12 protein-coding genes, 1 other RNA gene and 1 riboswitch are annotated in these 12910 nt (G+C 59.9%); of the genes, 6 read left to right on the forward strand and 7 right to left on the reverse strand.

What is annotated here, in order from left to right; translation table 11 throughout:
* Positions 1–146: 146 nt before the first annotated feature.
* From recR to ACOQOY_RS13975, 3 genes are all read right to left on the reverse strand, one after another.
* Entirely contained in the window at positions 147–740 is a 594-nt protein-coding gene (gene recR, locus ACOQOY_RS13965) for a recombination mediator RecR (protein WP_420586016.1), read from the reverse strand.
* Between the two features lie 64 nt (positions 741–804).
* Positions 805–1149 (reverse strand): YbaB/EbfC family nucleoid-associated protein, encoded by a 345-nt coding sequence (locus ACOQOY_RS13970; RefSeq protein WP_420586017.1) that lies wholly within the window; start codon positions 1147–1149, stop codon positions 805–807.
* A 237-nt stretch (positions 1150–1386) separates the two neighbouring features.
* Positions 1387–3138, reverse strand: a complete 1752-nt coding sequence (locus ACOQOY_RS13975) for a DNA polymerase III subunit gamma/tau (protein ID WP_420586018.1) — start codon at positions 3136–3138, stop codon at positions 1387–1389.
* Between the two features lie 265 nt (positions 3139–3403).
* Between ACOQOY_RS13975 and ACOQOY_RS13980 the strand changes: the two genes are divergently transcribed.
* Positions 3404–3763, forward strand: coding sequence for a protein-tyrosine phosphatase family protein (locus ACOQOY_RS13980; protein WP_420586019.1), 360 nt, complete (start codon positions 3404–3406; stop codon positions 3761–3763).
* A gap of 1 nt (position 3764) precedes the next feature.
* On the opposite strand, the gene ACOQOY_RS13985 is transcribed toward ACOQOY_RS13980, so the two are convergent.
* Positions 3765–4172: a hypothetical protein gene (locus tag ACOQOY_RS13985; protein WP_420586020.1), complete on the reverse strand. Its 408-nt coding sequence runs from the start codon at positions 4170–4172 to the stop codon at positions 3765–3767.
* An 82-nt stretch (positions 4173–4254) separates the two neighbouring features.
* Positions 4255–4476: riboswitch (cobalamin riboswitch) on the reverse strand.
* 135 nt (positions 4477–4611) lie between these two features.
* On the opposite strand from ACOQOY_RS13985, the gene ACOQOY_RS13990 reads away from it, so the two are divergent.
* A complete protein-coding gene (locus ACOQOY_RS13990) occupies positions 4612–5469 on the forward strand; it encodes a hypothetical protein (protein ID WP_420586021.1) in 858 nt (285 codons plus the stop codon).
* Positions 5470–5499: 30 nt separating this feature from the next.
* Here the strand turns inward: ACOQOY_RS13990 and ffs are convergent.
* Positions 5500–5598, reverse strand: an RNA gene (gene ffs / locus ACOQOY_RS13995) — signal recognition particle sRNA small type.
* Positions 5599–5637: 39 nt separating this feature from the next.
* Positions 5638–7506 carry a bifunctional 2',3'-cyclic-nucleotide 2'-phosphodiesterase/3'-nucleotidase gene (locus ACOQOY_RS14000; protein ID WP_420586022.1) on the reverse strand — a complete coding sequence of 623 codons (1869 nt, stop codon included), beginning with the start codon at positions 7504–7506 and terminating at the stop codon, positions 5638–5640.
* Between the two features lie 176 nt (positions 7507–7682).
* On the opposite strand from ACOQOY_RS14000, the gene nudC reads away from it, so the two are divergent.
* Together nudC and ACOQOY_RS14010 are read left to right on the forward strand one after the other, a co-directional pair.
* A complete protein-coding gene (gene nudC / locus ACOQOY_RS14005) occupies positions 7683–8663 on the forward strand; it encodes an NAD(+) diphosphatase (RefSeq protein ID WP_420586023.1) in 981 nt (326 codons plus the stop codon).
* A gap of 40 nt (positions 8664–8703) precedes the next feature.
* Positions 8704–9171 carry an SRPBCC family protein gene (locus tag ACOQOY_RS14010; protein WP_420586024.1) on the forward strand — a complete coding sequence of 156 codons (468 nt, stop codon included), beginning with the start codon at positions 8704–8706 and terminating at the stop codon, positions 9169–9171.
* Positions 9172–9367: 196 nt separating this feature from the next.
* Here the strand turns inward: ACOQOY_RS14010 and ACOQOY_RS14015 are convergent, their stop codons facing one another.
* On the reverse strand, positions 9368–10201 hold the full coding sequence (locus tag ACOQOY_RS14015; protein WP_420586025.1) for a prephenate dehydratase: 834 nt from the start codon (positions 10199–10201) through the stop codon (positions 9368–9370).
* A gap of 119 nt (positions 10202–10320) precedes the next feature.
* Here ACOQOY_RS14015 and ACOQOY_RS14020 point away from each other — a divergent pair, with 119 nt between their 5' ends.
* A complete protein-coding gene (locus ACOQOY_RS14020; protein WP_420587248.1) occupies positions 10321–10830 on the forward strand; it encodes a c-type cytochrome in 510 nt (169 codons plus the stop codon).
* A gap of 174 nt (positions 10831–11004) precedes the next feature.
* Positions 11005–12909, forward strand: coding sequence for an extracellular solute-binding protein (locus tag ACOQOY_RS14025; protein WP_420586026.1), 1905 nt, complete (start codon positions 11005–11007; stop codon positions 12907–12909).
* Position 12910 lies beyond the last annotated feature (1 nt).

Here is a 12910-nt window from a genome sequence, read left to right on the forward strand (position 1 = left end):
GTGCCTCGAATGAAAGCTGTTTCGAGGAATTCTATGGGCTTAGCTATTGTATTTCCAGTGTTTTACGTTCCCAGAAACGACTGATTTCTTCTGATTGTTGGAGCCTGATGAAAGATTGCTAACAGGGACAGTGGATTTAAAGCTGTCTACAACTCCTTCCGCGCCCTGAGCGCCGCCGTAATCGTCCCATCATCCAGATAGTCCAGCTCTCCACCAATCGGCACACCCTGCGCCAGTGAGGTCAGGCGGACCTGCCCCTCCAACTGATCGGCGATGTAATGGGCGGTCGTCTGGCCGTCGACGGTGGCGTTCAGGGCGAGGATGATCTCGGTGATCCCCTCAGCCGTTACCCGATCCTTTAGGCGGGGAATGCGCAACTCGTCCGGGCCGACGCCGTCCAATGCGGACAGGGTGCCGCCCAGAACGTGATATCGGCCTTTGAACACGCCCGCGCGCTCCATCGCCCAGAGGTCGGCGACGTCCTCGACCACGCACAGCTCTCCGGTCGCGCGGGCCTCGCTGTCGCAGATGTCGCAGATATCGCTGGTGCCGACATTGCCGCAGTTCAGGCATTCGCGGGCGGTAATGGCGACTTGCTGCATTGCGTCCGACAGGGGCGTCAGCAGCAGCGCGCGTTTGCGGATCAGATGCAACACGGCGCGGCGGGCCGAGCGCGGGCCGAGCCCCGGCAGTTTGGCCATCAGGTCGATCAGGTTGTCGATATCGCTGTTCGAACTCACCGCGGATGCTCCTGCAAAAGGGCCGGGCAAAGGTGCCCGGCCTTGGGGTCGTCAGGAGTGTCTATCAGAACGGCAGCTTGATGTCTGCGGGCAGGCCCATGCTTTCGGTCAGCTTTGCCATCTCGGCCTGCGAGCGTTCGGTGGCTTTGGTCTGGGCGTCCTTGATGGCGGCCAGGATCAGGTCCTCGACCACTTCCTTGTCATCGCCGTTGAAGATCGACGGGTCGATGTCCAGACCTTTCAACTCGCCTTTGGCCGTGGCGGTGGCTTTGACCAGCCCGGCACCGGATTCGCCGACAACCATCAGGTTGTTCAGCTCTTCCTGCATTTCGGTCATCTTGGTCTGCAAGTCCTGCGCGGATTTCATCATCTTGGCCATATCGCCCAGACCGCCTAGTCCTTTGAGCATCGTAGATCTCCTATAATCTGGTTTGACGCCTAAATACGGAGACCCATCGCGCCGCACAAGGGGCCAGCGCCCCTCCCGCCCGTCGTCAAGGTCTTTTGCAAGACCTCTCCTCCCGTTGGGCCCGGCAGCGCGCGGGCTATGCCCGCGCGCTGCCGGGCCCAAGGCCGCTCAGGGGTATCGGCATCAGCCGATGGCCCGTGGCGGGCGCGGGAGGGTTTCGACTTTGGCACGGAGATCTTAGTCTTCCTCGAACGGATCCCATTCGTCTTCGACCTCGGGCAAGGCCTCGGTCTCAACCTTGGCGGCGCGCTCTTGAGGTGTTTCGATCCGTTTGATCCGCGCCTTGGGGAACTGCATCAACACAGCCTGCACCAGAGGGTGCTGCTCGGCTTCGGCCTTTAGCGCCAGATCGGCAGCGTCGCGGACTTCGGCAATCGTCTCAGCCGTGCCGTCAGCCACGATCGAAACGGCCCACCGGTTGCCTGTCCATCGCTGCAACGCTGACCCGATCCGAGCGGCCAAATCGGTGGGCGCGTTGTCCGTGGGTGTGAACTCAATCCGGCCTGGTTGGTAGGAAACAAGGCGGACGCCGTTTTCGACCTCGACCAGCAGTTTCACATCCCGGTTGGTTCGGATCAGTTCGACCACATGTTCGAATGTCGGATAACGGGCCAACGCGGTTTGAACGTCCTGCGCCAGTGCGGCGGTTGGCGCACCGGCGGGGCCGCGTGATGCGGGAGCGTAGCTGGAGGCTGCTGATTGGGCAGGAGCGTGAGAGGGTAGGGCAACACCACCGCCAGGTCCTCCATTTGGGGGCGGAGGTGGTGTGTCCTGCAACCGTTTGATTAGTTCTTCCGGGCTCGGCAGGTCGGCCACATGGGTCAAACGGATCACAGCCATTTCGGCGGCCATCATCGCGTTTGGCGCAGCCGAGACTTCCTCCAACGCCTTCTGCAGCATCTGCCACATCCGCGTCAGTACACGCATCGGCAGCGCCTCGGCCATCTGTTGACCACGCGCGCGTTCGTCCGGCGACACGGTTGGGTCGTCGGCTGCGTCCGGTGTGATTTTCACAACGGAAACCCAGTGGGTGATCTCGGCCAGATCACGCAGCACGGCCAGCGGGTCTGCCCCTTCGGCATATTGCCCGCTCAGTTCGGTCAAAGCGCCTGCCGCATCGCCGCGCAGGATCATGTCCATCAGGTCCAGCACCCGTCCGCGATCTGCGAGACCCAGCATCGCGCGCACTTGGTCAGCGCTGGTTTCCCCGGCACCGTGAGAAATCGCCTGATCCAGCAGCGAGGTCGCATCCCGCGCCGACCCTTCGGCCGCGCGGGTGATCAAGGCCAACGCATCGTCTGCGATCTGAGCATTCTCGGCCGCGGCGATCTTGTTGAGCAGGCCGATCATGTCCTCAGGCTCAATCCGGCGCAGATCGAAGCGCTGACAGCGGGACAGGACCGTCACCGGTACTTTGCGAATCTCGGTGGTGGCGAAGATGAACTTCACATGCTCGGGCGGTTCCTCGAGCGTTTTGAGCAGCGCGTTGAAGGCGCTGGTCGAGAGCATGTGAACCTCGTCGATGATGTAAATCTTGTAGCGGGCCGACGCGGCGCGATAGCGGACGCTGTCGATGATCTCGCGGATATCGTTCACGCCAGTACGGCTGGCGGCGTCCATCTCCATCACGTCGACATGGCGGCCTTCCATGATGGCGACGCAATGCTCGCACTGGCCGCAGGGTTCAGTGGTCGGCTTGCCCTCGCCATCGGGTCCGATGCAGTTCATGCCCTTGGCGATGATCCGCGCCGTGGTGGTTTTTCCGGTGCCGCGGATACCGGTCATGATGAAGGCCTGCGCGATCCGGTCGGCCTCGAACGCGTTTTTCAGCGTGCGCACCATCGCGTCCTGACCGACGAGATCGGCAAAGGTTTCCGGGCGGTATTTACGGGCAAGAACCTGATAGGCGGGGCTGGGCGTGTCGTTCATGTCTGCTCTGTCGGATTCGCGTTCCGATGCAGCGTAAAGACCCCCGCGCCCCGCGTCCACAGCCGCCGTTGCGAATTTCGGTTTGCACGCCTCATTCCCCGTTCTAAAACCACCGCAGGAGGGTGGAGACATTAGCCAGTTCGAAATTTTTTCTGCACCGTTGGGGAACGGAACCGTTGCCCTGTCTCCTCTGCCCGGCGGCGGTGGAGAATACGCGCACGACTTGCGTATAGTGCGTGATTGGGCACCTGATCTGGTGATTTCCATGACGACGGCAGATGAGATGCAGCAATTGGGCGCGGGCCGGTTTGGCGATGATCTGCGCGCAAGCGGGATCGCGTGGACGCACTTGCCGGTAACAGATTTCGGCGCGCCGAGCGAGGCGACCGACCGGGCCTGGAAGGGGGTGAGTGCTGCGGCTGCAAATGCCTTGCTGCGTGGGGGTAGGGTTCTGGCGCATTGCCGGGGGGGCTGTGGCCGATCCGGCATGATTGTTCTGCGCCTTATGGTCGAACATGGCGAAGACGCCGACGCTGCCCTAAGCCGGTTGCGCAGGGTCAGGTCCTGCGCTGTCGAAACGGACGGGCAGATGGAATGGGCCATGCGCCCGGGGCAAGCCCGCTAGGTCAGAGCGCTACCAGACGGTCCGTATGCTGAACCGGATTTGGCGACAGCGCCATGACCTCAAGCATTGCGCAGGGTGGGGTGGGCAGTCCGCCAGCAGGTCGCGCAGCAAAGTCGAGACCGAACAGCATATCTGCATAATTGTCGAGCGCCTCGATCGAGGTATCGGCCTCGCTGCCGCAATACACCCGGATTTGATCCTTTTGAGCCCGAAAACGCGCATTGCAGCCCTGCGCACAATAGGTCAGCTCGCTGCTGCCATCGAACTCAAATTCAGCGGTGGTCGCCGGGACGGCGGCTTCCATTGCCTGCACGACCGCGCGCGCCATCTGAGCAAGTGCCGGGCAAGATCTGCCGGTGCGTTGGCATACGGTTGCCGAGAATTGGTGCGTCTTTGTTTTCCACATCATGTTGCGCCCTCCGCGCGTGGGACGAGGGGCGTAGATCAGGTGTGACAGCGTGCTGACGACCTGCCCGGACACCCCGCCCGAGTTTCGGTTTTTCTTCGATGGCAGGTCTCCTGACTTGCGGGTCGTCGCTTTGCCGACCTTCCCAGCCTTGCGGCCAGTGGTGTTTCGGCATTGCTCACCGCTTACAGTTGCGGGGGCAGTCTCGGACTTGGTTCGTATCGGTTTCCCGGTCAGAACCGCACCGTGTTCCCTTTTCATCCCGCCCCGATGATCGGGGACGAGAACCATCACCCAATCGCTAGCGGGTCCACGCACCTCGAGTCAAGCGGACTGTTCAAGTGTCGAAGTGGACGCGTGGTCATTCTGAAACCGGATTGACTCAGAGATGCAAAACATGCGGATTGGATGAGTGAACTAATCAGTTCAGATTGAGGGCGACATGCTGGATACAACGCAAACCGTTTTAACCGAAGATATTCAGTTTCCTTCCGGTGACAGCCAATTGGCGGGCCGTTTGTACCTGCCGGTGGGTGAGCCGCAGATCGCTGTCGTCATTCACAGTGCCACAGGCGTTCCGCGTGAATATTATCAGCATTTCGCTCGTTGGCTGGCGGCAGAGCGGGGCATGGCCTGCCTGACCTATGATTACCGCGATTTTGGTCATTCGCTGACCGTGTCTTTGAAACAGGCGCGGGCTACGATGGCGGATTGGGCGCTGATCGACATGCCCGCAGCCCGGGCTGAGATGCGGCGCCGGTTCAGGGGCGCGCAACAGTGGAGCATCGGTCACTCGGTCGGAGGGATGTTGGGACCGATTCAGCCGGATATCGACCGGATTGATCGGATGATCTGCGTCTGTTCCGGTGCGGTGACGGTCTCGGATCACCCTTGGCCTTATCGGGCGCTGGCTTTGCTGTTCTGGTATGGTCATGCACCGGTGGCCGTGAAAGGGCTGGGGTATCTGCCGGGCAAGGCGGTAGGATTCGGGGCGGACTTGCCGGCCAGCGTTTACTGGCAATGGCGCAGATGGTGTACGGCGCCGCGCAATTACTTGCCCGAGGTTGGCTCTGCCCTGCCAGATGCGCTGTGGGCGCAATCGGATACGCCGGTCGATCTGTTCACCTTTGAAGATGACGACGTGGTGCCGCCGAAGGCGGTTTGGCGGCTGGCCGATCTCTACGGGCCGAACGCCCGCCGTCATCAATTGTCACCGGATGAATTTGGCCTGTCCGAGGTTGGCCATATCGGGGCCTTCGCACGTCGCAGCGCAGCGGTTTGGCCGCGGCTGATCGACTGAGGGTTTCGGACCTGCATCTGTGGGAAAGTGAAGTGAGAGGTTGGACATCGACCCAAGCGGGGCTCGTTGTGGCTGCTTCCTTCCGGACCTGACCAGGTTGGCGAGGCGCTCGCCCGCGCCAACCTCTCAAGAGGTGATATAAGCAACAGGCGCGGGAATGACAACCCGTCAGAGCGTCAAGGCAATCCGCAAGAACCCCTCATCATCTTCGCCCAGAGTTTCGGGTGCATATTGCTGGAGCTCAGCCAAATGGTGCCGGGCATTTGGTCCCGTCCGCAGGATGGCCCGCGCGCCGGGTACAGGGGCAAAGCGGAATGGGTGGGGTGCCTGTTCCAGAGGATCTTTTGGAAGAAGGCCGGACAGATAGTCCTGAAGAATGCGCTGGACGGGTAAGGCGGGTATCGGCACGGGTTCCGCTTGCCCGACGAAAGGGAAGTGACCTCCGCCCCCGGCCCGGTAGTTGTTCAGAGCCACGATAAAACGTTGATCTGGGGCAACAGCGGTGCCGTTAATCCGAATGTCGTGAACGCGCCGGTGTGTTGGGTCGGTCAATCTCCCGTCTGCGTCAAAGCGGGCGGGGTGAGACAGGTCGATCTGGTAGGTAAGGCCCAGTATAATATCAAAGTTATGCCCAGCCCGATCCCTGTCGACCAGATCGGTATCCGTCCCCGGTACGGCTTGGTTAAACACGCCTGCGGACATCTCCAGCCAGTCGCAGATCTGATTGCCCGTGACCGCAACGGCCTGCAATTCGTTCGGGAAAACATAGAGATCGGTGACATGGCGCAGGCAAAGCTGACCGGCCGGAACATCGGTGAAAAACCTTGGCCCGGCCCGGCCTCCGAACTTTAACGGAGAGATGGCTGTCAAAACGGGCAGGGCAGCGTGGGACGTTCCGGGAAGGTACTGGCGCACTGCCGCCGCTTGCGCCGCGCCGGCCAGCCTCAGGCCGCGATCCTGAACACAAAAGCTGAAGTAACTATGCAGGTGCTGCTTGGTTTCCCCCACTGGCTGCGCCGCGCGTTTCCGCGTTTCGGAGTGTCCCTTGGCGAAAAGCCGCAGCACCTCAGGGTCTTCGACCACCGGTTCTGCTCGCCCATCCGGATCAGGCGAGCAAACGGGTTGCAGGGCGGCGCACCGATCAACGACGGACCACGTGCCGCCTTCGTCCTGTTGCAATGTCAGGTCAATGACCCCCAGAAATGACCCGGCTGACCCGGGCATAACGACAGGTTTGCCGTGCACGAGGCCCTTGTCGGCATCGACATGGCGGAACCCCTCATGTGCCTTGCCGGGCAATGTTAGATGCGCATGCCCGGCAATCAGCACGTCAATCCCGTCGATGGCGGCCAGTGGAATGACCGCGTTTTCCAGGCCGGGGGCGGCCTCGAGCGATCCAAGCCCCGTATGCGCCAGCGCTATGATCAAGTCACAGCCCTGCGCCTGCAATGAACGGACCTGTTCGTGTGCGGATACCAGAATGTCGTCCATGACGACCTTGCCATGCAGCCGGTGTGCCTCCCATTTGGCGGTCTGCGGAGGCAGGACCGAGAGGACACCGATCTTCAGCGATACGCCTTGCGCGATCCGGTGCAGAACAACGCTGCTCAGCCAGGTGGGGTCACCATCTTGCCGCCGCGCGTTGCTACAGATCACTGGGCAGGGGGCATCCGCGATGACGCGGTCCAGCACGTTTAACCCAAATCCGAAATCGTGATTGCCCAGACCGATCGCATCATAGCCCAGATCGGCAAAGGCCCGCATCAGGATGTGCGGAGCATTGGCGGGTTCAACCGCCCATTCGCCCACCGGGGTGCCTTGCAGGAAGTCCCCGTTATCGACCAGCAAGACCAATGCGCCCTTTGCCTCAGCCTCGCGCCGGGCAGCGCGGATCAGGTTGGCGGTTCGGGCAAAGCCGATCGTGGGCTCATGCGTGTCGGTGTAATAGTCGAAACCGTTCAGATTCATATGAAGATCGGATGTCGCCAATATCCGGACATTCAGCGCAGGGCGCGGCGGTATTAAGGAATGTGTCAAATTTCTACTTTGGGCAGCTGTATGTTAATCATTTTCAACAAAAAGTAGATTAAGTGCAACTTTTAAGGCGGGTTTGTGATCATTTGTTCGTCGGGGATTTTATGGAGGCCTAGAATAGCCATTGAAACGGTGAGGCAGCCGTGGCAGCCCTGTGCCGACGACCCAAAGGAAATTCCATGAAGCACGCAGAACTTGTGACGTTTGGCAGCTCGGGGCTGGATCGCGGCGGACATATTCGCAGCAATCCTGACCAGATTGCCCAGCTGCGAGCGCACCCGCAGGCCCGTTGCCTGTTGCTCTGGCGCGGAAAGCCGCTGGTTCAGGGTGACGCGCTGGATCGGCTGGGTCTGATTCCCATGTCCCACCGTCTGATGGAAAACGCACCGGGCGGTCACGTGGAAGCGCCGGTCTTTCTGGGTATTTCGGATGAGGTGCCGGTGTTCGCGCTGGATATCTCGGACTGGGTTCCTGACGGGCAGGATCTGTCCGAGGTCGGCGGCTTTGTCGATCGGTCCGAGCAGCAGCACCCCGATCTGCCCGCTGGCCATGTGTTCGCCGAGTTGCGGCGGATCATGACGCGTCTGTCTGCCCGTGATGCAGAGCTTGCGGCGGCGGCAAAGGCGGTAATCGGCTGGCACGAAACGCATAAATTCTGCGCCCGATGTGGCGCGCCCAGCGAATTGGCGCAAGCCGGTTGGCAGCGCAGTTGCCCATCCTGTGGCGGTCAGCATTTCCCACGTACTGATCCGGTGGTGATCATGCTGATCACGCACGGGGATTCGGTTCTGATGGGGCGGTCGCCGGGCTGGCCCGAGGGGATGTATTCCCTGCTGGCAGGATTTGTCGAACCTGGCGAAACGCTTGAGGCCGCCGTTCGGCGTGAAGTGATGGAAGAGGCGGGCGTGCCGGTCGGAGCGGTCAGCTATCTGTCCAGCCAGCCCTGGCCGTTTCCGGCTTCGCTGATGTTTGGCTGCGCGGGTCAGGCATTGTCTCGTGACATCACCATTGATCCGGTGGAAATCGAAGATGCGATGTGGGTCAGCAAGTCTGAGATGATGCAGGCTTTCGCTGGAGAGCATCCAAACTTGCTTCCGGCCCGCAAGGGTGCGATTGCGCATTTCCTGCTGCAAAACTGGCTGGCGGATACTCTGGACTGACACAAATCATATTCTCAACGGGAAGAGACCAAGACCAACCATGCAGTTTACAGCGCGCGAAGACATCGAAGCCCCGATCAATGCGGTGTTCGAGATGGTTGCCGATTTTGAACGGTTCGAGCGGATGGCCATGCGTCGTGGAATCGAAGTGCGCCGCTTGTCGGGTCACCTGGGGGTTGTTCCGGGCACGCAATGGGAAACTGAATTCAAGCTGCGTGGCAAGCCGCGTCATGTGGCGATTGAAATGGTCGAATGCGACCCGCCCTCGCTGATGCAGTTCGATGCTGCAAGCAAAGGGATGAGCGGTCGCACTGTGGTGGAATTTCTGGCCCTGTCCCAGCGCCGCACACGTCTGAGCGTTGACATGTCGTTGGCCGCCAAATCCCTTCCGGCGCGGTTACTGCTGCAATCGCTCAAGCTGGGTCAGTCGCGATTCCGCCGACAATTTCAACTGCGGCTCAGCGAATTTGCCCGCGAAATCGAAGAGCGCCATTTGCACGGGGCGTGAAAAGTCGCCCTTTTTCTGCAATGTGGGTGGCGAAAGTTATGGTTGCGCAGGCTGCCAGATATCCGCCAATCGACGCGACCATCGAAGCAAGAAACCCCAAAGGGCTGGCCTGCTACAGCGAAATGGGATTCGTCGACTACCGAACAGGTCACGGCACCAACTGCAATCGCTTTGCAGTCAAGACGCCCTAAGAGCCTTAACCGCGTGAATGGGCCGCCGGGTAAACACCCAGCACTTCGACATTGGTGGTGAAGTGCTCAAGCTCTTCCATCGCCAGCTGCACATTGCGGTCGTCCGGGTGACCGACGATATCGGCGTAGAACTGCGTCGCGGTGAAAGAGCCGTCGACCATATAGCTTTCCAGCTTGGTCATGTTGATCCCGTTGGTGGCAAAGCCCCCCATCGCCTTGTAAAGCGCCGCCGGAATATTGCGCACCTGAAACACAAAGCTGGTGATCATGCCATGCGGGCCGCGCCGGGACAGGTCCGCCTGACGTGACATGACCAGAAAGCGCGTGGTGTTGTTGTCCTGATCCTCGATATGACGGGCCAGAACGTTCAGACCATAGATTTCACCTGCAAGTTCACTGGCCAGCGCGGCTGAGTGCTTGTCTCCGACCTCGGCGACCTCGCGCGCTGCACGGGCGTTGTCAGGGCTGACGCGGCCACGGATATTGTGTTCTTTCAGGAACCCCGCGCATTGCGGCAGCAGGACAAGATGCGAATGCGCCTCGGTAATATCGTCCAGCGTCGCACCCGGTACGGCCAGCAGGTTGATGTGTACCCGCACGAAGGCCTCATCGATAATGTGCAGCCCGCTATGGGGCAGCAGCCGGTGGATATCGGCCACCCGGCCATAGGTCGTATTCTCGACCGGCAGCATCGCCAGTTCCGCTTCGCCCGAGCGAACCGATTCGATCACATCTTCGAAAGTGCGGCAGGGCAGGGCCTCCATATCCGGACGCGCGTTGCGGCAGGCCTGGTGGCTGTAGGCGCCGGGTTCCCCCTGAAATGCGATGCGATTGGTCATTTGTACGATTCCATGCAACAAGTTACCGAATTGGGCGTTTAGTCGCGGTGTCTATACCTTGCCTCTTGCAAGGGGAAGCCTTAGACACCCCGCAGACAGCTGAAATGGACACGCGATCAATGTTCGACACGATGACAGTTACCAAGGCCGCAGCAGGCCTGTTTGGCACCTTCCTGGTGCTGCTTCTGGCCAAATGGGCAGCCGAAGGGCTGTACCACGCGGATGGCCATCACGAGACGGCCTCTTATATCATCGAAACCGAAAGCGCGGGTGAAAGCGCCGACGGCGAAGAGGTGGTATTCGAAGACCTGCTGGCCGCCGCTGACCCGGAAAAAGGCGCGCGCGTCTTCCGCAAATGCACCGCCTGCCACAAGCTGGAAGACGGCGCGAACGGCACTGGCCCGTACCTCTTTGGAGTAGTGGATCGCCCACTGGGCACCGCAAAAGGCTTTGGCGGCTATTCCGCTTCGATGCTGTCGCATGGCGGCAACTGGACACCCGAAGCGCTGGACGCTTTCCTGACCCGCCCCAGCGACTACATCTCGGGCACCACCATGAGCTTTGCTGGTCTGAAAAAGCCGCAAGAGCGCGCCGATGTGATTGCCTATCTGCAAACCATCGGCAACTGATCCAGCGATCAGTGCGCCACATTTCAAAGCCGCTGCACCGTGCAGCGGCTTTATTTTTTGCCTAACGACATCTTCACAAAGCGTTCACGCATTCTAAACTTGAACCTGACAGTGCTGGTCATTTAGCTGGCGCGTACAAGATTAAAGGCACAGGCCAAGCAGGGGATGAGCACTATGAGATCCAACAGAGTTTCCGTTCAGGCGCGCGCATTGGATTTCAGTCGCTGGATACATGGCCTAGTGATCGGGTTCTTTCTGGTTCTGTTGATGTCCGCCGCGGTGCTGGCGGAAGAGAAGATCATCAAAAGTCACGGGTTTTCCGAGTTTGGCGATCTCAAATACCCCGAAGGTTTTGCCCATTTCGATTACGTGAATCCGGATGCGCCAAAGGGCGGAGAGCTGTCCTATGCCGCGCAAGGCACGTTCGACAGTTTCAACCCGTTTACGCGGCAAGGCCGAGCCGGGGCGCGGTCGGCGGATCAGTACGAATCTCTGCTGGTGCCGTCCTATGATGAACCTGCGTCCTATTACGGGTTGCTGGCAGAAAGTCTGGAATACCCAGAAAGTCAGGACTGGGTCATTTTCAACATGCGGCCCGAAGCTCGGTTTTCGGATGGTACTCCGGTGACAGCGGAAGATGTTGTTTTCTCGCATAATTTGTTGCTGGATCAGGGTCTCAAGTCCTACGCGGATGCCGTGCGCAAACGTATTCCCCGGGCAGAGGCGTTGGATGAACATCGGGTGAAATTCTATTTTGCACCGGACATTCCGCGCCGTGCGTTGATCTCGCAGGTGGGCGGCACGCCGGTGTTTTCGAAGGCGTGGTTCGAGGCCGACCCCGAGAACCGGCGTCTTGACAAGTCCCGTCTGGTTCCGGGGATCGGGTCGGCGCCTTATTTGCTGGACGACTACGACATCAACCGCCGCATCGTTTACAAGCGCAACCCGGACTATTGGGGTGACGACATCAACGTGAATGTTGGCCGCAACAATTATGACACGATCCGTGTTGAATACTTCAGCGACTCGATTGCCGCGATGGAAGGATTCAAGGCAGGAACTTTCACGCTGCGGCAAGAGAACAATTCGAAAAGCTGGGCTACGGCTTACGATTTTCCCGCGATTGCGAATGGCGCTGTGATCCGTGCCGAGCTTGAGGATGGCAACGTGCCGTCGGCCAGTGGTTTCATGATGAATCTGGACCGTCCGCAGTTTCAGGACCCACGTGTTCGCGAAGCTGTTCAGCTGGGTTACAATTTCGAATGGACCAACGAGAGCCTGCAATATGGGCTGTTTCAGCAACGCAGCTCGTTCTGGGAAGGTACCCATCTTGAGGCAACGGGCCTGCCCGAAGGCCGCGAGCTTGAGGTGTTGGAAGCGCTAGGCGATGCGGTCGATCCGATGGTGCTGAGCGAAGAACCTGTCAGCGCCCATGAATCCCGCGCTGCCCGCCAGAACGACCGCCGTAACCTGCGCGCCGCGATGAAGCTGCTGGACGACGCGGGTTGGATTGTCGGCGATGACGGTATCCGTCGGAATGACAAGGGCGAGGTGCTGTCCATCGAATTCCTGTCTGACCAGCCAACTTTTGATCGGATCATTCAACCCTTCGTCGACAACCTGCGCGCTATGGGCATTGATGCGAACTATAATCGCGTCGACAACGCCCAATTCACTCTGCGCCGCAGGGATCGTGATTTCGACATGATCTATGCCGGATATCCGACATCGCTACAGCCTTCGACGGGCCTGTATCAGCAGTTCGGAACCGAGGCGGCCTCGTATTCCGTGTTCAATCCGTCGGGCGCGCATGGTCCTGATATTGAACCATTGATTGACAACATCGTCGCCGCGACCGACAGCGAAGAGCTTTATGCCAATGTCCGCGCCTTGGACCGTGTTCTGCGCGCCAAGCGGATCATGGTGCCCACATGGTATCTGGGCAAATACTGGGTCGCCTATTGGGACATGTATGAGTACCCCGAAAACCTTCCGCCTTATGCGTTGGGCGTGGAAGACCTCTGGTGGATCAACTCGGAAAAAGAAGCCGAGTTGAAATCATCCGGCGCGTTGAGGTAAG

The organism is Ruegeria sp., from assembly GCF_965221235.1.
In the GTDB taxonomy this organism is placed as follows: domain Bacteria; phylum Pseudomonadota; class Alphaproteobacteria; order Rhodobacterales; family Rhodobacteraceae; genus Ruegeria.

Coding starts and splice junctions, on each gene's coding strand:
- ACOQOY_RS13970 (WP_420586017.1), bottom strand. CDS start 1,149: ATGCTCAAAGGACTAGGCGGTCTGGGCGATATGGCCAAGATGATGAAA.
- ACOQOY_RS13975 (WP_420586018.1), bottom strand. CDS start 3,138: ATGAACGACACGCCCAGCCCCGCCTATCAGGTTCTTGCCCGTAAATAC.
- ACOQOY_RS13980 (WP_420586019.1), top strand. CDS start 3,404: ATGACGACGGCAGATGAGATGCAGCAATTGGGCGCGGGCCGGTTTGGC.
- ACOQOY_RS13985 (WP_420586020.1), bottom strand. CDS start 4,172: ATGATGTGGAAAACAAAGACGCACCAATTCTCGGCAACCGTATGCCAA.
- ACOQOY_RS13990 (WP_420586021.1), top strand. CDS start 4,612: ATGCTGGATACAACGCAAACCGTTTTAACCGAAGATATTCAGTTTCCT.
- nudC (WP_420586023.1), top strand. CDS start 7,683: ATGAAGCACGCAGAACTTGTGACGTTTGGCAGCTCGGGGCTGGATCGC.
- ACOQOY_RS14010 (WP_420586024.1), top strand. CDS start 8,704: ATGCAGTTTACAGCGCGCGAAGACATCGAAGCCCCGATCAATGCGGTG.
- ACOQOY_RS14015 (WP_420586025.1), bottom strand. CDS start 10,201: ATGACCAATCGCATCGCATTTCAGGGGGAACCCGGCGCCTACAGCCAC.
- ACOQOY_RS14020 (WP_420587248.1), top strand. CDS start 10,321: ATGTTCGACACGATGACAGTTACCAAGGCCGCAGCAGGCCTGTTTGGC.
- ACOQOY_RS14025 (WP_420586026.1), top strand. CDS start 11,005: ATGAGATCCAACAGAGTTTCCGTTCAGGCGCGCGCATTGGATTTCAGT.